This window comes from Alteromonas sp. R7, from assembly GCF_055755235.1.
This window is the reverse complement of record NZ_JBVTQX010000013.1, coordinates 82,602-104,167: the sequence shown is the minus strand read 5'-3', so window position 1 is coordinate 104,167 and position 21,566 is coordinate 82,602. Positions and strand designations below refer to the sequence as shown.

Annotated in this window: 16 protein-coding genes; 7 read left to right on the top strand and 9 right to left on the bottom strand. The window is 43.8% G+C overall.

Translation table 11 applies throughout. From position 1 onward, the window contains the following. Positions 1–23 precede the first annotated feature (23 nt). A complete protein-coding gene (locus AC0J2X_RS18105) occupies positions 24–3,467 on the bottom strand; it encodes a PAS domain-containing hybrid sensor histidine kinase/response regulator (protein ID WP_039228591.1) in 3,444 nt (1,147 codons plus the stop codon). Positions 3,468–3,724: 257 nt separating this feature from the next. Here AC0J2X_RS18105 and AC0J2X_RS18100 point away from each other — a divergent pair, with 257 nt between their 5' ends. The 4 genes from AC0J2X_RS18100 (at position 3,725) to AC0J2X_RS18085 (ending at position 8,323) form a co-directional block, all read left to right on the top strand. Continuing rightward, positions 3,725–3,991 (top strand): DUF4212 domain-containing protein, encoded by a 267-nt coding sequence (locus AC0J2X_RS18100; RefSeq protein WP_014950817.1) that lies wholly within the window; start codon positions 3,725–3,727, stop codon positions 3,989–3,991. Positions 3,992–3,994: 3 nt separating this feature from the next. After that, positions 3,995–5,701 (top strand): sodium:solute symporter family protein, encoded by a 1,707-nt coding sequence (locus tag AC0J2X_RS18095; RefSeq protein WP_014980378.1) that lies wholly within the window; start codon positions 3,995–3,997, stop codon positions 5,699–5,701. Between the two features lie 98 nt (positions 5,702–5,799). Then, positions 5,800–7,629 (top strand): putative nucleotidyltransferase substrate binding domain-containing protein, encoded by a 1,830-nt coding sequence (locus tag AC0J2X_RS18090; RefSeq protein WP_269351294.1) that lies wholly within the window; start codon positions 5,800–5,802, stop codon positions 7,627–7,629. Between the two features lie 4 nt (positions 7,630–7,633). Beyond that, entirely contained in the window at positions 7,634–8,323 is a 690-nt protein-coding gene (locus AC0J2X_RS18085) for a 3'-5' exonuclease (protein WP_472996267.1), read from the top strand. 32 nt (positions 8,324–8,355) lie between these two features. Here the strand turns inward: AC0J2X_RS18085 and AC0J2X_RS18080 are convergent, their stop codons facing one another. The 3 genes from AC0J2X_RS18080 to AC0J2X_RS18070 form a co-directional block, all read right to left on the bottom strand. Further along, positions 8,356–9,336 (bottom strand): GGDEF domain-containing response regulator, encoded by a 981-nt coding sequence (locus tag AC0J2X_RS18080; RefSeq protein ID WP_039228605.1) that lies wholly within the window; start codon positions 9,334–9,336, stop codon positions 8,356–8,358. Between the two features lie 134 nt (positions 9,337–9,470). Next, complete coding sequence (locus AC0J2X_RS18075; protein ID WP_014950813.1) at positions 9,471–9,890, bottom strand: MAPEG family protein; 420 nt, start codon at positions 9,888–9,890, stop codon at positions 9,471–9,473. Between the two features lie 222 nt (positions 9,891–10,112). Next, complete coding sequence (locus tag AC0J2X_RS18070; RefSeq protein ID WP_075177936.1) at positions 10,113–10,619, bottom strand: fasciclin domain-containing protein; 507 nt, start codon at positions 10,617–10,619, stop codon at positions 10,113–10,115. A 285-nt stretch (positions 10,620–10,904) separates the two neighbouring features. Between AC0J2X_RS18070 and AC0J2X_RS18065 the strand changes: the two genes are divergently transcribed. Further along, complete coding sequence (locus AC0J2X_RS18065) at positions 10,905–12,065, top strand: tetratricopeptide repeat protein (RefSeq protein ID WP_342325978.1); 1,161 nt, start codon at positions 10,905–10,907, stop codon at positions 12,063–12,065. Between the two features lie 93 nt (positions 12,066–12,158). Here the strand turns inward: AC0J2X_RS18065 and AC0J2X_RS18060 are convergent, their stop codons facing one another. From AC0J2X_RS18060 to AC0J2X_RS18040, 5 genes are all read right to left on the bottom strand, one after another. After that, the gene (locus AC0J2X_RS18060; RefSeq protein ID WP_269351296.1) at positions 12,159–12,998 is read right to left on the bottom strand and encodes an isopenicillin N synthase family dioxygenase; all 840 of its coding nucleotides are present in this window, start codon (positions 12,996–12,998) and stop codon (positions 12,159–12,161) included. 169 nt (positions 12,999–13,167) lie between these two features. Continuing rightward, positions 13,168–14,379: a NupC/NupG family nucleoside CNT transporter gene (locus AC0J2X_RS18055; RefSeq protein ID WP_014950809.1), complete on the bottom strand. Its 1,212-nt coding sequence runs from the start codon at positions 14,377–14,379 to the stop codon at positions 13,168–13,170. A gap of 12 nt (positions 14,380–14,391) precedes the next feature. Next, positions 14,392–15,015 (bottom strand): uridine kinase, encoded by a 624-nt coding sequence (gene udk, locus AC0J2X_RS18050; RefSeq protein ID WP_014950808.1) that lies wholly within the window; start codon positions 15,013–15,015, stop codon positions 14,392–14,394. 208 nt (positions 15,016–15,223) lie between these two features. Then, entirely contained in the window at positions 15,224–16,177 is a 954-nt protein-coding gene (locus AC0J2X_RS18045) for a hypothetical protein (RefSeq protein ID WP_014977472.1), read from the bottom strand. Next, positions 16,177–17,070: a PhnD/SsuA/transferrin family substrate-binding protein gene (locus AC0J2X_RS18040; protein WP_014977471.1), complete on the bottom strand. Its 894-nt coding sequence runs from the start codon at positions 17,068–17,070 to the stop codon at positions 16,177–16,179. The genes AC0J2X_RS18045 and AC0J2X_RS18040 overlap by 1 nt, the downstream gene beginning before the upstream one ends. Before the next feature lie 384 nt (positions 17,071–17,454). Here AC0J2X_RS18040 and AC0J2X_RS18035 point away from each other — a divergent pair, with 384 nt between their 5' ends. Continuing rightward, the gene (locus AC0J2X_RS18035) at positions 17,455–20,664 is read left to right on the top strand and encodes a TonB-dependent receptor (RefSeq protein WP_014977470.1); all 3,210 of its coding nucleotides are present in this window, start codon (positions 17,455–17,457) and stop codon (positions 20,662–20,664) included. A 188-nt stretch (positions 20,665–20,852) separates the two neighbouring features. Beyond that, positions 20,853–21,536 carry a type 1 glutamine amidotransferase domain-containing protein gene (locus AC0J2X_RS18030; protein ID WP_014977469.1) on the top strand — a complete coding sequence of 228 codons (684 nt, stop codon included), beginning with the start codon at positions 20,853–20,855 and terminating at the stop codon, positions 21,534–21,536. Positions 21,537–21,566 lie beyond the last annotated feature (30 nt).

Below are 21,566 nucleotides of genomic sequence, written 5' to 3'. Positions count from 1 at the left end.
AAAAACCTGCAGCGAGCTAATAGCTACACGTTTTTCGCCTCCCTGATGTAGCGCGTCATACTTTGAAGTAGTGCACGCAGTTTCGCTGGTTTTAGCGGTTTGGCTAAGAAGTTTACGCCTTGGGCTTTACACTGTGTAACTAAGCTTTCATCTGGTGTCGCCGTTATAAGCGCTGCTGGCACCACAATGTTAAGTCGATGTCTTATCTCTTCAATCAAAGCCAGCCCATTTTTTTCGCTGTCGTGACTGAGCTGATAATCCATAAGTAAGATTTGAGGCTGAATAGTCTCACAGACTTTCAACGCGTCATCCCAATTGTTCGCAAGCACCACATTGATTCCCCATTTCTGTAATAGGGTCTGCATGGCATCTAAGTTCTCTCTTTGATCGTCCACGCAAAGCACGTCCATGCCTGTAAATGTTGTACTGCGGGGCTTTGCTGTAACGTTGGATACCTGTTTTGGCTCAGCTTTATCCAAGCTAAACGCAAAGCAGCTGCCTTTGCCTATTTTCGAGGTAACACTAATATCGCTGTTCAACTGCAGACTTAAACGTCGAACAACCCCCAAGCCAAGACCAATACCGTGTTCCTTACTTTCGTTTGCGCGGAAAAAGTCACCAAAAATGCTGTCTTTTTTATCGGTAGATATGCCAATGCCCGTGTCGATAACTTTGAAATAAACGGTGTCTTTGACAGGCTTGATAATGAACAAGACGCGGCCATTTTCCGTGTATTTCACCGCATTTGAAAGCAAGTTTTGCGTTATTCGATATAAGTACGTTTTGTCAGCTTTTACCCAGCACGGGCGTATAATCGCTTTAAAACCAAGTCCTTTTTCCCGCGCGCGCATTGCCATTTCGTCCACAAGTGGTGACAGCAGGGTCCTTACATCAATAGGCTCAATATCGGGTTTCATTTCACCTTGATCTAAGCGTGCAATATCCAGCAAAGTGCCAATGAGTGTTTCGCTAGACGTCACGCTATGGCTAAGCTTTTGAATAATGGCTAGCGCTGACTCAGTCAGTTCTTGTTCTTCAAGGGCGCTCACGTAGAGCTTGGCCGCATTTAGCGGCTGCAAAACATCATGGCTTGCGAGCGCCAAGAAGCGGGTTTTACTGGCATTGGCATCTTCTGCAGCCTTTCGTGCCCTTATCAGTTCTTTCTCGGCATCAGAGCGCCGTTCTATTTCAAGTCGAAGCTCGGCGTTTATGGAGTGTACTTCTTCAGTACGCTTCTTAATACGAGCCTCAAGATCAATGTTTGATTCTTCAAGCGCTTGCTGTATTTCCACGTGTCCGGTGATGTCGTTGAAGCTTGTTACGAAGCCTCCGCCAGGTAAAGGATTACCTACCATCTCAATAACCCGTCCATCCATTCGTTGTCGCGTGAAACGATGGGGCATACCAGAGCGCAAATGAGCCAGCCTTTTTTCTACTTCACCGTCTACGTTATCTGTGCCGAACTCACCTTGTGAAGCGTTATACCGAATAAGCTTTTCTATGGGCGTACCTACTGCCAACAAGTTATCTGGGTAAGGGTAGAGGTTGGCATAGCGTTTATTCCACGCTACTAAATTTAAGTGTTTGTCGACTACGCTAATGCCTTGGTCCATGTTTTCAAGTGACGTGAGTAGTGCAGTCATATTAAATTGCATGGCTTGCGTTGTGTCATCGAAGAAGTTGATAACCTCGGTAAAGTCCATCTTCTTACCACGCAATGCGCTGTCTAGTAGTACTTTGGCACTCGACGCGCCAATAACGCCACCCAAGGCGCGTTCGCAAAATGATAAAAACGACTCATTTGGCGTATCGTCGTGCTTTAATTGGCAATTATTGAGTTGCTGATATTGTTCCAACAATTGTTCACAACGACCGGATCCCATAAAGGTCGACAATAGCGTTATAAGATCGGAGACGGTCACGTTAGTTGCCTGCGCTTTAACGGTATTGTTAGTGGAAATGGCAGGAGACACAAAGGCTTCAGCTTGCATTCTGTCGATAAGACGCTGCGGTGCAAAGTGTGAAAAGAGTATGTAAACAAAGCTGTTTGCCGCTAAGCTAATCATAGCGCCTTGGCTAATGAGTTCGTTTTGTTCCATTTGTGAAACTTGCTCGCTCACGATGGGAAGTACAAGCCACAACACCCAAATCACTAGTCCCACCATTAGCCCTGCGTAAACCCCGTGCGCATGCGCGCGCTTCCAGTAAAGTCCGCCAACAATGGCTGGCATAAGCTGGATAACTAACGAGAACGCAATAAGCCCAATTGAATGAAGCGAGCGGCTGCTGGTCATTTGCTGGTGGTACAAAAACGCCATAAGCAAGATAAACGCGATGACGATACGGCGAATAAGCCTGATTTTGCTCGACACGTCCTGTTTGTCATCGGTATTGCCTGTAAATGCAAGAATACGCGGCAGAATCACATCGTTGGTGAGCATAGTACTCAGTGTGAGTGTTGCCACAATGATCATAGCTGTTGCGGCAGAGAGCCCGCCTACAAAAACAATCACTTGAAGAAGAACTGACTCTGAAAATACAGCCAGCGACAGTACGTAAGAGTCGGGCTCGATATTAGCGCCAGCAAAAATGGCTTTGCCTGCAATGGCGATAATAGGAATTACCGCTGAAATAATGGTCAGGTAGAGAGGGAATAACCACCTTGCCGTGCGCAGATGACCTAGGCTTAGGTTATCAATAATGGCAACGTGAAACTGCCTAGGCAAACAAACAATGGCCGCTGCCGCCATGATAGTTTGAGCGATGAAAGTAAACGAACCAAACTGCGCCAAGGCTATTTCATTGGTGAAACTTTCGAAGAATGGACCAGACTGGGTGCGCTTCCACGCACTATAACCAACAATGGCAACCAGCACTAACGCCAGCAATTTAATGGTCGACTCGAAGGCGATAGCCAGCATCAAACCCCGTCGGTATTCGGTGACGTCCGTTTGCCGGGTACCGAAATATATTGCGAATGCCGCGATGAAGCCAGTGGCGGCAATAATAATGCCGTTGCTGTTAGGCTGCTGAGTAAGAAGTTGGAAAGTAGCGCCCACTGCTTTTAATTGAAGCGCGATATAAGGAATAGTGGCAAGGAGCGCGATAAGCGTAACTACCAAAGCTACGGTTTGGCGCTTTCCATAGCGCGACGCGATGAAGTCGGAAATGGTAGTGATGTGTTGCTTCTTGCTGACGAGGGTTAACTTGTAAATAAACTTATAACCCAAGACGTAAACGAGAATAGGCCCAAGCATGATTGGCAGGTAAATCCAGGTGTCTCTACTTGCTTGGCCTACCATGCCGAAAAAAGTCCATGCGGTACAATAAATAGCGAGGGCCAGCGAATATATAGCGGGATGTGACGTTAGTGCTCTAGCGGTGGGCGAGTTCTTTTCACCCCAACTCGCCAGTGAAAACAGCAAGAAGAGGTACAGTACTGCAAGTGTTACCCAACCAAAAACCATAACGTTCCTTTTAACTTAGTTTTAACAATGCTGTCGCTATTATAATCATTTCGACCATGGTCTACCTACGACCATGGTCTCATTTTGAATTTTTCAAGGCAGGTCTAGAGTAATACGCGAGCTCCTAAATGCTTGACTTTGCTGCTTGTGATTGTCTTTCCTCAACCACGTAACACGCAGCAATAACGTTAACAAAGCCGGGCGTTAGGAATATGTAAAATCATAACAATCAATTAACCTGACATGAGGGTGAAACAATGGCATTTAGAAACGAAGAGGACAAAAAAGCGTATTGGAGGGAGAATCTCGCTCTTCTCGCCAAGCTTTTAGTCGTTTGGTTTATCGTATCATTCGGTGCCGGCATTATTTTTGTCGATATCTTAAATGAAATCCAATTCTTTGGCTTTAAATTAGGCTTCTGGTTTGCGCAGCAGGGCGCAATTTACGTATTTGTTGCATTGATCTTTGTCTACATGGCGAAGATGAACGCCATGGACAAACGCTACGGCGTAGATGAGGAGTAAATCATGGACGTTCAAACTTTAACGTTTATCATCGTTGGCGCATCGTTTGCGCTTTATATCGCTATCGCTATTTGGGCTCGCGCAGGCTCAACTAACGATTTTTACGTTGCAGGTGGCGGTGTACCTCCCGTTATGAATGGGATGGCAACGGCAGCAGATTGGATGTCGGCAGCCTCGTTCATTTCAATGGCGGGTCTTATCTCATTTATGGGGTATGACGGTGCAGTATATCTAATGGGGTGGACAGGTGGTTATGTTCTACTTGCGCTTTGTTTAGCTCCCTATTTACGTAAATTTGGCAAATTCACGGTACCTGACTTTATTGGGGATCGTTATTACTCACAAACCGCGCGTACGGTTGCTGTATTTTGTGCAATCTTCGTTTGCTTTACATACGTTGCAGGTCAAATGCGTGGCGTAGGTGTGGTATTCAGCCGCTTCTTAGAGGTTGATATTGTGTCTGGCGTGGTTATCGGTATGGTTATCGTGTTCTTCTACACGGTACTTGGCGGTATGAAAGGCATTACTTACACGCAAGTTGCACAGTATTGTGTAATGATCTTCGCCTACATTGTACCAGCGGTATTTATCTCAATGATGGTAACAGGACATATCCTGCCGCAAACCGGCTTTGGTGCAACCTTAGCAGACGGTTCGGGGGTGCATATGCTGCAGAAACTCGATAATTTGTCTGTCGAGTTAGGCTTTAACGAATACACCTCAGGAACAAAAAGTACCATTGATGTATTCTTTATCACCTTTGCGTTAATGGTAGGTACAGCGGGTCTTCCACACGTAATCGTTCGCTTCTTCACCGTGCCTAAAGTTCACGATGCGCGTAAATCTGCAGGCTATGCACTAGCGTTTATCGCAATTCTATATACCACAGCACCGTCACTAGCAGCGTTTGCCCGTGTGAATATGATCGAAACCATTAATGGGCCTGAAATGACGGGAACAAGCTATGAAGAAGCGCCGTCGTGGATTAAAAACTGGGAACAAACTGGCCTTATCTCATATGAAGATAAGAACGGTGATGGCAAGATGTTCTATTCGGGTGACGAGCGCAACGAAATGAAAGTCGACCGCGATATCATGGTATTGGCTAACCCTGAAATTGCGAACTTACCTGCGTGGGTTATTGCACTCGTTGCAGCGGGTGGTGTGGCAGCCGCACTGTCAACGTCTGCAGGCTTGCTGCTGGTTATTTCAACCTCTGTTTCCCATGATTTACTGAAACGAAACTTTATGCCAAACATAACCGATAAAGCCGAGCTCATGTATGCGCGACTTGCTGCTGGGGTGGCCATTGTCATAGCAGGTTACTTCGGTATCAATCCGCCAGGCTTTGTTGCACAGGTGGTGGCATTTGCCTTCGGCTTAGCGGCGTCGAGTTTCTTCCCGGCAATTATTATGGGTATCTTCAGCAAGCGCATGAACGATAAAGGTGCTATTGCTGGTATGATTTCAGGTATTGCCTTCACTGCGGCTTATATTATTTACTTCAAATTTGTAAACCCAGCGGCCAATACGCCTGACAACTGGTGGTTTGGTATTTCTCCTGAAGGTATTGGTACCTTAGGTATGATGGTGAACTTCATTGTGGCTTTCCTTGTGTTCAAAGCAACAGATGAAGCGCCAGAAGAAATCCAAGAACTGGTTGAAAGCATTCGTTATCCTAAGGGTGCGGGTGAAGCATCAGCGCACTAAACTAATGTTGCCTTAAGATAGGCTTTAGCAAAATAAAACCAATCTACTGGCGAAAGTGAGTAGGTTGGTTTTTTCTTTTTGTGAACTGGACATTCCCTATGACTGCGATGGCTAAACAAGTTGAAGACTTTCTCAACACTTCAGCACCTTTTGACATACTGGATAAAGAGCAAAAGCTTGAGCTAGTAAAACATACTGAATTGGTTTACCTGACAGCGGATAATGTGGGCGACCTGCAAAAGGGAAAAGCGTCACTTTTTCTTATTCAAAATGGACAGTTTTCCGTCCAAGATTCAGATGCCCCTTTACGCCATTTAAGTGAGGGCGACTATTTCGGCTACACCAATATAATGGAAAAACGTAATTTTTCATTAAGCATCAGTGTAGACAGTCCAGGTCTGGTTTACTGTTTTGAAGCGTCTGCTGTTACCCCGTTATTTGAACTGCCAGCAATTCGAAATTTTTTTGATGGGCTGCGCAATAATGCCCTTCAAAACCATGCTATTTCCGATAGCAACTCCATGTGGCTTTATAAAGGGCTTGAGGATGTTATTAATAAGTCTCCCGTGTCGGTGGACGTAGAAACCTCAATTACAGCTGCGGCGCAGCTTATGACAACTCAAAAGGTATCGTCATTACTGGTTACACGAGAAGATAAGCTTATTGGCATTATCACCGACCGAGACTTACGTTCAAGAGTGGTTGCCGCCTCTCTCGATATTCATCTTCCAGTCAGCCATATAATGACGCCTAATCCTGCGCAGATAATGGGAAATAGAACGCTATTTGATGCCTTGGCGCTTATGACCGAAAGGAACATCCATCACCTACCGGTTATCGACCAGCAAACCCTTGTGCCATTGGGTATGGTGACAGCCAGCGATATTATTCGTCATCAGCGTGGTAACGTTCTTTTTATAATTGGAGAGCTAAGCAAAGCGGAAAACCTTTACGAATTAACACGGCTATCCTGGCAATTGCCGCATTATTTCTCTGCTCATGCGAAAAAAGCGGGGGACTATGACATTGCTGGCAAAATTTTGTCTCAAGCTACCGATATTATGACAAGAAAGCTTATTGGCTTTTTCCAACAGGCTAACGGTAAAGCACCCATGATGTTTGCGTGGCTTGTTTATGGCTCACAGGCAAGAGAAGATCAGACGATGGGTTCGGATCAAGATAATGGACTGCTTCTTGCTGAGCGGCCAAGCGAAGCGCAAGCAGAATATTTCGCAAAAATGGCTGATTATGTGTGTAACGGTTTGGCCAAATGCGGCATTAAACTGTGCGATGGTAATATTATGGCGAGCAATCCTAAGCTTAGACTCTCGCTTGAAGAAGCCATTGAAGAAGCTAAGCGATGGGTAAAAGCACCAACTAAAGATGCGATTATGCACTTTAATATTTTTCTTGATGTTCGCTGCGCAGCCGGGGATATAAGTTTATTTAAGCAGTTGCAGCGTCAAAGGGCCCCCTTGATGAAGCAAAATATGTTCTTAGCAGCGCTTACGAGAAATAGTAACGAAATATCGGTTCCGCTTTCCATGTTTCAAAAGTTCATTTATGAAAAAGGCCGTAAAGAGAAGGACGTGATCGACCTTAAAACCCGAGCCGTGGCCTTAATCAACAATATCGCCCGTATATACGCGCTAGCTGATGGCGTGACGTTGCCTAATACACTTGCCCGGTTAGACGCGCTATCGGAAAATTCACAGCTCTCAAAAAGAGATGCGACTAACCTACGTGATATTTGGCTGTTCTTAAATCGTTTGCGTTGGCGTCATCAGTTGGAAAATAAAGTAACGGACAATCGTGTGTCGGTTTCAAGTTTATCATCGATAGAAAAGCATCAGCTAAAAGCCGCATTCAAGGCTATAGAGCGAACCAATCAAGCAATGGTTATGAAGTTCTCTGGCGGCGTAAGTTAACGCCATGATAACGCGAATAATCGAAGCCTGTGCATCGGTACTGTTTGGGAAGCGTCAATTCAGAAAGTCATTACGTGATAAAACGTTGGGCGACACCCCTGTGGCGTCTGTTGATTTAGAACTCACATCATTAGACCCTGTGACAACGCAAATTACATCGATTGGCTATGTAAGTGGTTCAACTGGAAAAATTACGCTTTCCTCCAGTGGCTATCACGTTATTAAGACGTCAGCGGACTTAGGGCAAAGCCCTGTAATACACGGATTGACCTTAGATATTTTGCAACAAGGCGAAGGCTTAGCAGACGCCATCAATTCATTGCTACCACTACTGAAGACACATGTTCTAATTTTTCACAATGCGCGATTAGATTTGATGGCGCTTGATAGTGCCTTCAAACGGTGTGGATTACCGCAGATGGAAGTGCTCTATATTGATACGCTTCAGCTCGCACTTTATCAGTTAAACAAACAACATCAGGTGCTACCGAGTAATAGTGCAACGCTAACGGTTTGTAGGCAACGGTTAGACTTACCCGCGTTTCCTGAACACAACGCACTAGATGACGCGCTAGCGACAATGCAGTTGTTTTACGCCCAGCTAAATGAATTGGGAATTACTTTGGAGAATTCACTCGAGTCTTTGGCTCACACGAATGCCGTTGGCCGTTTTAAGCTGGGAGTACCGCATTAGCGTCTAAAGCAAGGCAATGCTAATTATAGTGCCTAGGCCTTAAGTTTTGTGGGATGACTCGGTGCTTTTATTTTGCCAGCGCTTACTGCTGTCGGCGCCACGAGTTGATTTCGCCCAGAGGTTTTGGCCACATACAGATTTTTGTCTGCTTCTAACATGACGTAGTCGATAGTTTTATTGTCATCAGCATGCTTGACGGCTAAGCCTGCACTTAGCGTAACGCGCTCATACTCAGATGCCGCATGAGGAATATTCAGATCATAAACCGTTCGCAATAAGCGCTCAGTGACGGCCTTCGCGCCGTCTACATCGGTGTTAGGCAGAATAACCAAAAACTCTTCACCGCCAATTCTCACTAATTTGTCCATAGGTCGAAGTAGGGCGTCGTTAATCGTTTTACTGACCTTCCACAAACAGCTATCGCCATCTATATGACCATACATATCATTGAACAGTTTAAAGTGATCAACATCAAAAATAACCAAGGAGAGAGGAGTAACGTTACGTAACCCATCTCTCACTAAACGGGGTAAATAGTCGTCTAAATAGTGGCGATTGTAGGCACCTGTTAACTTATCTACATAGATAAGCTTTTCGAGCAAATCGTTTCTAAGCTTGTGATTGATGTGTGATTTTACACGGTTGCGTAGGGTACAAGCGTTTACCGGCTTCACCACAAAGTCAACGCAGCCAGATTCCCAACATCTCGACTCTTCTTCATCACTTGACGAAGAGGTCACGAAAATAATAGGAATGTGAGCACACAACGGCTTTTTTCTTAACAATGCGGTGGTCTGATGCCCGTCTATTTCGGGCATTGAAACATCCATGAGGATTAGGTCAGGCGTATGGTACTTGCAATATTCAATTGCTTCTTTACCTGAGCCCACAGAGGCGCAGGCGACTGTGTCTTCAAGTAAAGTTTCCAGAACAAGTCTGCTGCTGGCTTGGTCGTCGACAATCAGTACTTTGCAATCTGCTAAAGTTCGGTCGCCAACTTGTTCAATATACACAAGTACTCCTAAACACAAAGGTGAGTGTTCAGGTTCAAGAGTACGCCTAATTTTAGAAAATGTGGATTAACCAAAAGTTTAATATTTAACCATTTGGTTCAATTTCACTCTTATCTTCTTACTTTATATCGTTTCTAGGAAAACAAATTAAACACTGCAAGACCAAATACGCCGAAGGTACACAGCGTGCCTATCATATAAAAATAGCTTCTTGGGCTTGGATTTTTTTCTGTAGCGATTGCGTAATACAGCCCCATATGAATAATGCGACTTAGCGCGTATATCCAAACAAGAGCCGCAAGTATACTCGTTGATGCGCCAAGAAAAATGCAAAGAAGAGCTGGGAGCGTAAACTGATGAATATTTTCGAGCGAATTGTGAAATGTTCTGTGGCTTCTGAATACGAAACTATCATGACTCAATTCCTCGCTGACTTTCCCTGGAATATAGCGAGACTGTTTTCTGTGAGCGATAGCGGCAACGATGTTTTGCACGAAAACGGTAAAGCTTATAAGCAAAAGGCCCGCAATACTATATGTGTAGACTGTGAACACGTGAACTCCTTTCTTTATTCCTTGAATGGATTCAGACGACTGGTTAGATGACAACGAAGGCCTGTTTAAACATGCGTATGTTAAACATGCCCGTGACCAACTAACCGTTTAATGTTTCTACGCCCAGACTTGTTGAAGAGATCGAAGCACATGCATAAATCGATGAACGAAAGCACTAATTTTTAGTGCTTTCGTTTTCAGCGCTTTTCTTTGCAAGAGGGATTACAGCGCCGCTTTAACATCGTTTGGAAGCAACACAGTATCGATCACGTGAATAACACCGTTACTCGTCATGATGTCGGCTTTAATCACATTTGCGTCGTTTATCATAACCTTATTCATATCAGTTGAGACCATTACCTTGCTTCCTTCAACGGTAGTGGCATCAGATAGCCCAGCTACATCTTTTGCTGTGACTTTACCCGTTACTACGTGATAAGTGAGAATTTTAACAAGGGTTTGTTTATTCTCAGGTTTCAATAGCATTTCAACGGTGCCTGCCGGCAGTGCAGCAAAAGCTTCATCGGTGGGAGCGAATACAGTGAATGGCCCATCTCCCTTTAGTGTAGTAACCAAGTCGGCAGACTTAACTGCGGTGACAAGTGTAGAGAACATGTCGTTGCTTGCAGCGGTGTCGACAATATCTTTATGTCCATCCTTGGCATGATGGCCAGCAACCGCTGAGGCACTCAATACAACTAAGAAGAACGCACTAATTAACTTTTTCATACTCTTTCCTTTTACCTATTAAATTACGTTAAGTGAAATTCAACATCCTTCGTTTCGCCAACTACTGACCTACGCCACTGAAAGCTACTGAATTGAGAATTGTTACGGCACTTCAGGGAAATTTGATGATTAACTTTGTGTAATGCCAAGTAGCAATTTATGAGCACCTAAGGAAGCGAGTAAAATTATGCGTTGAACGAGCTTTAAACTGAGTTGTAAATAAAATGTAAATTCATGGTGCGCTGCTATACTTAATCTATCGAGTAAATAAGAAAGGTGCCTATTATGAATGCTCGACTCGCTGTTCCTTTGTTGTTATGCATAGTGCTTTCCGCTTGCCAATCTACTGATAATCAGCATGTAAAAGCTGCGCCCACTTTGTTAAATGACAGTCTCTTTCCTTCCTATACGTTATTTCCCGTAGAGTCTTCAGATGAAATTTTTTACTTAGACGAAGACGCACAGTTTTTTGCCGAAAGGGCAGTTTACGAAAAAAGTATCCTGCAAAAGAATGTAAAAGGGTTAGTAAAAGCAATTTTCGATCATTCTGATCATGGGATGCTTTATCGTAACAGCGCAAACACCACAGCAAATACTACGTTCAATAATAGAGCCGCGAATTGCTTGTCTCTTTCCATTATGACGTATGCTTTGGCTAAACATGTAGGGCTACAAGCCAAGTTCTACGAAGTAGAAATCCCTGAATACTGGACTCGTCGAGAAGGGTACAGTTTACTAAATGGTCATATCAACTTACGAGTTCAACTTCCAGAAGATCCCAATGTCGTCTCTATTGGAGGAAGTTTTGCGGACGTGGATTTCGACCCCCAAACCCTCAGAAGTTACTTTCCTAGAATCGCTGTGTCAGAGGAAAAAGTTATAGCGATGTTCTACAACAATAAGGGAGCTGATGCGCTTGTTGCCAACAGTTATACCAAGGCCTATAGCTATTTTAGGGCTGCTGCTACCATCGCACCGGAACTGGCTCAAAGTTGGGTCAATCTTGGAGTACTCTATCGAATGGCCGATGCGTACGAACAAGCAGAGGCGGCCTACAGGCATGCTTTATCTTTGAATAGTGAAAACCTCACAGCATGGGAAAATTTATCGATACTTTATCGTTATCAAGATAGATTTGAAGAGGCGAAAGCAATCAACCAAATGGTGGATACTAAACGCCAAAGCAATCCCTTTTACCACTATATATTGGGTGAGCAAGCTTTCGATAATGAAGAGTACGAGGCAGCGATATCATATTATTTAAAGGGACTAAAACTTGATAACACCCGTCATGAAATTCTGTTTGGATTAGCGAAAACGTATTTTGAAAGTGGAGACATAACCAACGCTGAGCAATACTTGTCTCGGGCTATCAAGCATGCAAATAACAGGCAAGACAAGTCTCGTTATCAGTCCAAATTATCAACTTTAGCGAATAATCAATGAAGTGGGTGTTGAGAGGGTAGGCGGTATAATTCAGGCAAAAAAAAGCCGCAGACTAGCTGCGGCAAAAGAATAACACTACAAAAGGAACTTAATTTATATAACGCCCAGCTCACGAAGGCGCTCTTGCAGGTATGACCCTGCGGTATGACGTTCTGAAAGAACAACATCTGGTCTAGGGTGTAAGAACAGTGGCAATGAAATACGAGATTTCGTCATGTCAGCACCATCTGGGTTTACAACCCTATGCGTAGTTGATGGGAAGTATCCGCCAGACGCTTCTTGAAGCATGTCGCCAATATTCACAATCAAGTTCCCGAAATCACAAGGAACTTCAATCCAACTACCGTCTTTAGCTTGTACTTGCAATCCAGGCTCGTTGGCTGCAGGCAAGATAGTAATCAAATTAATATCTTCGTGAGCAGCTGCGCGAATTGCGTCTACTTCTTCATCACCTTTTAGCGGTGGGTAGTGCAGTATACGTAGCAAGGTTTGATCAGAATCTTTGATCATGTCACCTAGCGGCTGACTGTACTTATCGCTCACCTCTGAAGGAGAATATTTTTCTATCCAACCCAATAGCTCTTTCGCTAGTGTATTTGCTTCCTCATAGTACTGAGAAATCTGCGGGTGTAGCGCTTCTGGACACTGACCCCACGGATAGAAATGGTAATACTCTTTAATGTCTTTTTTCGTGAAGCCTTTGGCTACCTCAGATACGCTCTGAGGGAAAAATCCATCTTGTTTACCCTTGTTATACAGGTAATCGTTCTTCTCTTCACTGTCGAAGAAGCCCTGCCAATTGTCGTAAATACCTTGAACTAATGACTGTTGGATAGGGTGATTTTTTAAAACACCGAACCCTGTCTCGCGAAGTGACTTCACGAATTCTTCTTGTGCGTTTTCCGCTTGGTAATCAACAGCAACTAATTGCATAACTTTATCCCGTATATTTTGACTGCGGCATTATAAAGGTAGACGGGCTACAGAAAAAAGTCGCAGAAATTGACATAAATCAACCCCGCGAGGAATTTGCGCGTAATTTACAGAAACCTGACCAGTTAGTCTAGTAAAATCTTGACCAACTGGTCCAAATTAATGAAATTTAACCAAGAGAGAGGTAAAAGCCCGCTAGCGCGGCACTCATTAAGTTAGATAACGTTGCAGCAATAACAGCTTTTAACCCCAGTCTCGCAATTTCTTTTCTGCGTGTTGGTGCCATGGCACCAATTCCACCCATCAAAATAGCGATAGAAGAGAAGTTTGCAAAACCACAAAGTGCAAAGGTGATAATGGCCTGAGATGCTTCAGATAGCTGTGATTGGTTCTCTAGGAAGTTTAGGTAGGCAACAAATTCGTTAACTACCATTTTCTGACCAATAAAGCTGCCTGCAAGTTGCGCTTCCTCCCATGGTACGCCGATTGCCCATGCAAGAGGTTGAAGCACATAACCCAGGATCCCTTCAAACGTCACGTTTTCATAGCCAAATAATCCTGCTGTCCAGCCAATAAGGCCGTTAAACATGGCAATAAGTGCTATGAAAGCGAGTAGCATTGCACCTACGTTTAACGCAAGTTGCATGCCTGATGCAGCGCCACTGGCGGCTGCATCAAATACATTGGCGTAGCCGGTATCTTCCGCATCTACGTCATGTAAATCTTCATTTGGCTTACTGGTTTCTGGCAACATGATTTTTGCCATAAGTAAGCCACCTGGCGCAGCCATAAAGCTAGCTGCTAGCAAATACTTAAGATCTACCCCCATGCCAGCGTAGCCCGCCATTACTGAACCAGCAATTGACGCCAAACCACCCACCATAATGGCAAATAGCTCAGAGCTCGTCATGTGTGGAATAAAAGGGCGAACCACAAGAGGCGCTTCTGTTTGGCCCACAAAAATGTTGGCAGCAGAAGACATGGATTCAGGTCGGCTAGTTCCCAGCGCTTTCTGTAAAAAGCCACCGATAACCTTGATGATCAAACCCATTACTTTGAGGTGATAAAGAACGGCAATAAGCGCCGAGAAAAACACGATAACTGGAAGCACGTTAAAGGCAAAAATAAACGCGATCGACTTGTCACCAATAGGACCGAACAAGAAATTAATGCCTTCTTGGCTATAAGCAATGATGTTGGCGACAAAACGCGTTGCGCTCAACAATACTTCTTTACCAGGTTCAGAATACAGGACAAACGCGCCAACGGATGCTTGAATAGCAAATGCGCCACCAACGGTGCGCCAATTTATATTGCGTTTCGCCGATGATAACGCGAAGGCAATACCCAGAAGGACTGCAATGCCCAGTAAACTCACCATAGTAATGTTCCCTTAAAGAAGCGCTTGCTGAATGTGTGATTTGATCACATCTAATGCAATTTGGTTTTTGCCACCTTGCGTCACTACTACGTCGGCAGTGAAGCGGCTAGGTTCGATAAATTGATGATACATAGGCTTAACAGTTTCTTCGTACTGTTTTGCCACAGATTCAATACTACGACCGCGTTCTTTTAGGTCGCGCATCATTCTGCGCATCAAACAAATATCAAGAGGAGTATCAATGAAGATCTTCACGTCGTACAAAGGAAGTAGATCAGTACGAGCAAGTAGCATGATACCTTCAAGAATAATGACTGGCGCAGGATTTAGACGCTCAGTTTCAGGCAAACGCGTATGCGTTTTATAGCAGTAATGTGGATAGTCAATAGGCTGACCATCGCGCAATGCTTGCAAGTGTGCTTTCAAAAGCTCATGTTCAAAGGCATTCGGGTGATCATAGTTGTTCTTCTCACGTTGCTCCATGGGAAGATGATCTTGCGCACGGTAGTAGTGATCTTCGCGCAGCACTTGAACAGGGCGGCCTTGAGCACTGAAGCCGTTAAACAAATTTTTTGTAAAAAGAGACTTCCCAGAGCCAGAAGCTCCAGAAATGGCAATAATAAGTGGCGATTGCATAGTACTATAAAGCTGATTTTGTTGGTGCAAAGATACGCGTTTAGGCCTCGCGAATCAATGTTATATTCACAAGTTCTCGGTTTTTGGATCGGTCTTTGCTAGAACTTTATCGTATTTTCAAGGTATTGCAGGGTGTTTAGTCAGCATGCAAAAAATACCAAAAAGTTCTCCAAGTGGTCAGTTTTTAACTGAACAAGTCAAAATATCGCTAGTTACCAATTATCTCTATATCGTCGTCCTTAATACTCGGTAATGCATACGAATGCTGCTTTGAGCGAGAGCCCTCACCTTGCGCTCTGGGTGGGTAGTAGGTCTCTTTTTCATCAACATAACCAGAAAATACATCGTCAAGTGCTGCGCGTATTTCGCTGAGGGTTTTATCTAAATTTGCATTGAAATCTGGGCGTTTTCGCTTGGTATGGCCCAATTCGATTAATCGACCAAAACTCTTGTTGGCCAGAGCCAGTAGTTCAGTCGGAACGTCTTTATGTGGCTGTAGAGGCTGATCGGGGTGCTCTATACAATATTTTACTAGAGCCGTGTAAAAGCACAGTGGTTTATTCTGCAACGTGATGGCTTTGTCATCGATTCCGTTAGAAATCGTTTTATCTTTTAAGTTGATTACGAGTTTTGGGGAAGGAGGGATAACTTCTTCTAAGGTTGCGCGTTTCCTTTTGGTTTTACTCGAAACAGCAAAAAATGGTGTAACGAGTAATGATGCGATAAGCGCAGTCCAACTAAAAGCAAAAGTACTGGTGACGGCTTTACTTCGCATCTCTACCTTAATGACTTGTTCAGCGTTGACGAAATTTGCCGTAAAAGACAAAGGGTAACCCGTAAAGTCTTCATTGCTCGTCACAATATCTTGGATTCCTCTGACTAGAACGGGGTAGTTTTCGTCCTTAAGCGTGCCGTTTAGTTTTCCAAGATAACGGTAAATGGCGAACTGATTTACAGGCGTGTTAAGGGTGTTGTTTCCAACGTCTAAAAACGCGCTGTCTAGGCTTACCCTTCGCTCTACCTTATCAAGTGCACGGTGAAGAGAAGTATGGTGTGAAAAGTATTGTGCAGTCAAAGCGATGCATTGGAAACATGCTAACAAGACAAGACCATTAAAGATGATAAAGGCTTTGGGCTTAAAATATATTCTCTTACTACCCATTAGTTACACCCTTCCTCTAATGTAATAGTTTTGTAATAAGGTCTAGGATGAGACATTGCAACTTCATGAATTACCGACTGTATAGCGCAAAATAAGTCTGTGTTTTGCGTCTGCATTTTCAAATACCATTGCATTCCACTTACACTTTCCTGCAGCGGCGTTGCATAGTTTCTTGAGAAGTTGTCTTTGTCTTCTTCTGCCCAATATGAGGAGATAATATCAATATCACCCGCGAGCAAAGCTCGTCGCAGTTCTTGGTGAGAACTGAAGTAAACAATATCTAAATTGGAGTCACTGAGTCCGAGGTTCTGCAAAACAGTTTTGGGAACAATATGACCAGAACGGCTGCTCGGATAATCGAGCAATCCTATCTTTTTACCTAGCAAGTACTCTTTAGATAGTAGAGGTCGTTCTCTTAGCGCGATAAAAAAAGCTGAGTAGTCAGGATGCGATGCTACTTTGGTTAATCCATAAATTTGGTCAGCCCCGAACGCATCTACGACATTACTTTTCACCAGCGCTAAATCAACAACGCCATGATTAATGTATCGAAAGGTATCGTAATCACTTTGGCCTATTGTAACTTTAACTTCACCGTATTGGCGCTTAATCGTTTTATCATTGCATAGGCGCTCGCTTGCCATTTCAGCAATTCTACCGTCAGTAACATACACAGAAAAGACGTCGCTATTGCCCTGTAAATCAGTTTTGCAGGTCAAATATTGACCGGTTTGTGGGGCGATGTCACTATACTCATCGGAATTTTGAAAATAGTTTATCGAACCGCACACAAGTGCAGCTAAGATAAAAATTATCCACTTTCCGGTAGCAACAATTCTGAAATTCGTCAAAAAAACGACCAAATGAATTAACGATTTATATAGTGATTTCATCAGTTAAGGTTATTTATTGCAATAGGTAAATTTATTTTATTGTGTTAACTCATTGAAAAGTTATGTATTTTTATGAGTAAACCTGATTTTTATTAAACGCTGTTTATTAGTAGCATATCTGCCAAGAATAGAATCAGCTATTCGTCGCAGATTGACAATAATAATAACAAGTAAATTAACCTGACCATATGGTCAAGTATTATTTTGCAAACTCAATAGCCTCGGGCGATTGCTGTTAAATAAAAATATAAAATTGTAATAAATTTGACACGAACCTTTACGACAATTTGTCGGGTTCAGTGAAAGTCATAGGTTTTATGTAGTACTTTTTGCACTACACTAGGCCGAGTAAAAAAGAATTTTAAACAAAAGGGAAACACACACATGAACTTCAAAGCAAAGCTAAGTCGCGTAGCGATCGCTGTTGCTGTTGCTGCAGGTTTGGCTGGTACAGCCACGGCACAGACAACAACGTCGTCTATTCGAGGCAATGTTGTCACTGAAGCTGGCTCAGACCTTTCTGGCGCGACAGTCACAATTAAACACGAACCTACAGGTACTTCCTCGGTCGCGACCACAAATGAAAACGGCACTTTTTCTTCGCGCGGTCTTCGCGTGGGTGGCCCTTATACTATCACTATTTCAGGTGATGGTTTCGTTCCTGCGAAAGTAGAAAACGTTTATCTTTCTCTAGACCAAGCGTTGGATCTTCCAATTCAACTTGAGTCGTCTCGTAGCACTGAAGTTATTACTGTAACTGGTAGTACTGCAGGCACTGGGTATACTAATGAAGCTCTTAGCACAAGTCTAGGTCTTCAAGCGCTTCAGCAAGTAGTATCGATTGACCGTGATATTACAGATGCGGCTCAACTTGACCCTTTTGCATCAGTAAACGTTCAAAGCGGTGGTTCAAAAGAGCTTAGCATTGCGGGTGCGAATAATAAGTTCAATTCTTTGACAGTGGATGGTGTAGCATTAAACGACCGTTTCGGCCTTAACGCTAACGGTTACCCTACTCAGCGCTCTCCAATTTCTTATGATGCAATTGAATCTTTGTCAATCCAGACCGCGCCGTTTGACGTTGAGTATAACGGGTTTACCGGTGGTACAATCAACGCTGTAACCAAATCAGGCACGAACGAATTCCACGGCTCAGTTGGTTACTATTACACTGACGATTCATTCGCTGGCGATAACAATGGTGATGAAGAATTCAATCTTGATTTCGAAGAAGAAACGTTTGTTGCCACTTTAGGTGGTCCGTTAATAAAAGATAAGCTCTTTTTCTTTGTAGCTTACGATAAATTTGAATCTGTAGCACCGCTTAATCGTGGGCCTGCTGGGTCAGGCGCCGTTAATGAAGTTCCAAATATCACGCTAGATGATGTTGCCCAAGTTTCTCAAATCGTTTCTGACGTTTGGGGCTTTGACATAGGCAACTTCCAGAAAGACGATGTACAAGACGAGAAAGTTCTTGCAAATATCGATTGGAATATCAACGATGATCACCGCGCTAAGTTTACTTATATGCTTACCGACGGTAACTCAATCAATGAGCAAAATGGTAACAACTTCCTAGCGCAAGACGAAGTACTTGGCGCATCTTCTGCGTGGTATGACCGCTCAGAAAAGGTTGAAAGTTTCATTGCACACGTCTTCTCTGACTGGACTTCAGACTTCTCTACACAGTTCAAAGTAGCAAAAACAACGCAAGCTACAGGCCAAGAGTCGCTAAATGGTTCTGAGTTCCCTAACTTTGCCGTTTTCCTACGTGAAGTCGATGGCGATGAAAATTACTTGACGATTGGTCCAGACCGCTTCCGTCACGGTAACTCTCTTGATCAGGACTTCTTCCAAGTTAAACTAGTTGGTATTTACACAACTGGCGACCACATCATGAAGTTTGGTTATGAGCGTGAAGAAGTTGACGTAAATAACCTATTTGCACAAAACTCTGAAGGTTCATACCTATTTAACAGCCTAGAAGACCTTGCAAATGCTGAAGCTTCTGCGCTGCTTTACAATAATGCTATTACAAACGATGAGAACGACCTTCGTGCGATCTGGGGTTACAACTACAACTCACTTTACTTCCAAGATTCTTGGGAAGCGACAGCTGAGTTAACTATTGACGCTGGTATCCGTTATGACTGGTATGAAGCTGAAGGCTCTATCCGCGAGAACCAAAACTTTGTAGACCGCTACGGCTATTCAAACACCAATGATGTTGATGGGCTGGATGTAATTCTTCCTCGTGTGTCATTCCAGTGGTATGCGTCTGATTATACAACTGTACGTGGTGGTATTGGTCGCTTCTCTGGTGGGGCGCCAAGCGTTTGGGTATCAAACAGCTACTCAAATGACGGCGTAATTTCTGACAATTATCAAGACTTTGGTTCTGGTCAGACATACCAAGTTCCTACTACACCAGATGCTGCTACAGGCCAGTACATTCCACAGAACATTCTTGACCAGCTTGCTAACATTGACCCAGATGGCGATGTGAACGCGCTGGCAGATGACTTTGATATACCTACAACTTGGAAAGTAAGCTTAGGTGTTGCGCACGAGCCAGAGATGGAAGAACTAGAAGGTTGGTTGTTCTCTGCTGATGTGCTTTACAACAAGCTTGAAAATGCTACTTACTGGTATGATCAACGCTGCGAAAACCCAGTTAGTACAGCGCCTGATGGTCGTGGTGTTTATGACTGTAGCGAAGGTCCAGAAGCTATCGTAACAAGCTCAATTGATGAAGGTGATTCAATATTATACGCCTTGTCTGCTTCAAAAGCTTGGGATACCTCTTATGGCTCATTCGACTTCTTTACAAGTTATACTTATGCTGACGTAGAAGATATCGGCTATGGTACATCTTCAACTGCGACATCTAACTACTCCGACTTTGCTGCTTATGATCGTCAACAACCACAAGCTGGCACGTCTAACTTCCAGACCGAGCACCTTTGGAAAATGCGCTTCAATTGGAAGAAAGAGTTAATTGACGGCTATGAAACGACTGTTTCAATCTTTGCCGAGCGTCGCTCTGGCCAGCCTTATAGCTACACATTCGATGAAAACAACGCATGTGTGCTAGATGTTGGTGGTGGTCGTTGTGCGCGTGAAAGCCGTAACGATGATGCAGGACACCTGCTTTACGTTCCAGATGGCATCAATGATCCATTGTTTGCAGCAACTTCATTTGGTGGTGACCTAGCAGCTCAGCAAGAGTTCATCGACTATATTAATAGTTCAGAGCTAGCTCAGTACAAGGGTGGAATTGCTGAACGTAATGGCGACAACTCTCGCTGGTCAACAATCATTGATGTGCGTATTCAACAAGAACTACCAGCGCTTTACCCTGAGCATAAGTTGACGGTTTTCTTTGATATAGAAAACTTCGGTAACCTACTGAATGACGATTGGGGCCGCATCGAGCGTACTCGCTATGAATATGAGCGTGCTGTAGTTTCTGCAAATATCGTAGATGGTCAATATGAATATTTTGACTTGAACAGTGATTCACGTATTAAAAACCTAGAAGTGCTTGACCAATCAGTATGGCAAGTTCAGTTCGGTATTAAATACGACTTCTAATTACTTAGTTTAAAAAAGTTGTAGTGTTAGGTGCCACTCTCCTTAACAGGAAGTGGCACTTTTTTATGTCTGCGATTTATCTCACACACCTGTTACTTACCGCGCATAGCCTTTGCTTATGATCTAAGTCCCTCCACTACACGAATTAACTGACGAGAAAATTTTTTAAATGCTCGCAAGGAGGGCTTATGACAAAACGTATGCTAATGGTAATGACGTCTCATGAAATAATGGGTGATACGGGTAAGAAAACAGGCATGTGGTTAGAAGAGTTCGCAGCGCCATATTACGCATTTAAAGATCAAGACTATACGATTACCCTTGCGTCGCCAATGGGAGGCCAAGTACCTATCGACCCAAATAGCCTTGCAGATGATGCGATGACAGACGACGCAATAAGATATACAAAAGATGAACTGGCGCGAAGTGCAATGGCGTCGACCATACCGCTTGAAGATGTGCGTGCTGAAGAATTTGACGCCGTATTTTACCCGGGCGGTCACGGCCCTTTGTGGGACCTTTCTGACAACGCGCACTCGATTAAGTTAATCGAAGACACAATTGCAGCGAATAAGCCTGTTGGTGCAGTGTGCCACGCTCCAATCGTGCTTAAGGACGTTAAAACTCCAGATGGCAAGTACTTAGTTGATGGTAAACAGGTAACTGGATTTTCAAACAGCGAAGAAGCGGCAATGGAACTCACTGACGTAGTGCCTTACTTAGTTGAAGATGAGCTAGTCAAAAAGGGTGGAAAATATGAAAGTGCCGACGATTTCGCCGTAAAAGTGTGTACTGATGGCTTGTTGGTAACGGGACAGAATCCACCATCGTCACGCCCCGCAGCAGATGCGCTAATTAAGCTTTTATCTTAGGAAAGCTTCAGTTAATTACCGAGTCAGAAA

Excerpts from the sequence above, each read along its gene's own strand:
- AC0J2X_RS18105 (WP_039228591.1), bottom strand. The coding sequence starts at position 3,467 with ATGGTTTTTGGTTGGGTAACACTTGCAGTACTGTACCTCTTCTTGCTG.
- AC0J2X_RS18100 (WP_014950817.1), top strand. The coding sequence starts at position 3,725 with ATGGCATTTAGAAACGAAGAGGACAAAAAAGCGTATTGGAGGGAGAAT.
- AC0J2X_RS18095 (WP_014980378.1), top strand. The coding sequence starts at position 3,995 with ATGGACGTTCAAACTTTAACGTTTATCATCGTTGGCGCATCGTTTGCG.
- AC0J2X_RS18090 (WP_269351294.1), top strand. The coding sequence starts at position 5,800 with ATGACTGCGATGGCTAAACAAGTTGAAGACTTTCTCAACACTTCAGCA.
- AC0J2X_RS18085 (WP_472996267.1), top strand. The coding sequence starts at position 7,634 with ATGATAACGCGAATAATCGAAGCCTGTGCATCGGTACTGTTTGGGAAG.
- AC0J2X_RS18070 (WP_075177936.1), bottom strand. The coding sequence starts at position 10,619 with ATGAAAAAGTTAATTAGTGCGTTCTTCTTAGTTGTATTGAGTGCCTCA.
- AC0J2X_RS18065 (WP_342325978.1), top strand. The coding sequence starts at position 10,905 with ATGAATGCTCGACTCGCTGTTCCTTTGTTGTTATGCATAGTGCTTTCC.
- AC0J2X_RS18060 (WP_269351296.1), bottom strand. The coding sequence starts at position 12,998 with ATGCAATTAGTTGCTGTTGATTACCAAGCGGAAAACGCACAAGAAGAA.
- AC0J2X_RS18055 (WP_014950809.1), bottom strand. The coding sequence starts at position 14,379 with ATGGTGAGTTTACTGGGCATTGCAGTCCTTCTGGGTATTGCCTTCGCG.
- udk (WP_014950808.1), bottom strand. The coding sequence starts at position 15,015 with ATGCAATCGCCACTTATTATTGCCATTTCTGGAGCTTCTGGCTCTGGG.
- AC0J2X_RS18045 (WP_014977472.1), bottom strand. The coding sequence starts at position 16,177 with ATGGGTAGTAAGAGAATATATTTTAAGCCCAAAGCCTTTATCATCTTT.
- AC0J2X_RS18040 (WP_014977471.1), bottom strand. The coding sequence starts at position 17,070 with ATGAAATCACTATATAAATCGTTAATTCATTTGGTCGTTTTTTTGACG.
- AC0J2X_RS18035 (WP_014977470.1), top strand. The coding sequence starts at position 17,455 with ATGAACTTCAAAGCAAAGCTAAGTCGCGTAGCGATCGCTGTTGCTGTT.
- AC0J2X_RS18030 (WP_014977469.1), top strand. The coding sequence starts at position 20,853 with ATGACAAAACGTATGCTAATGGTAATGACGTCTCATGAAATAATGGGT.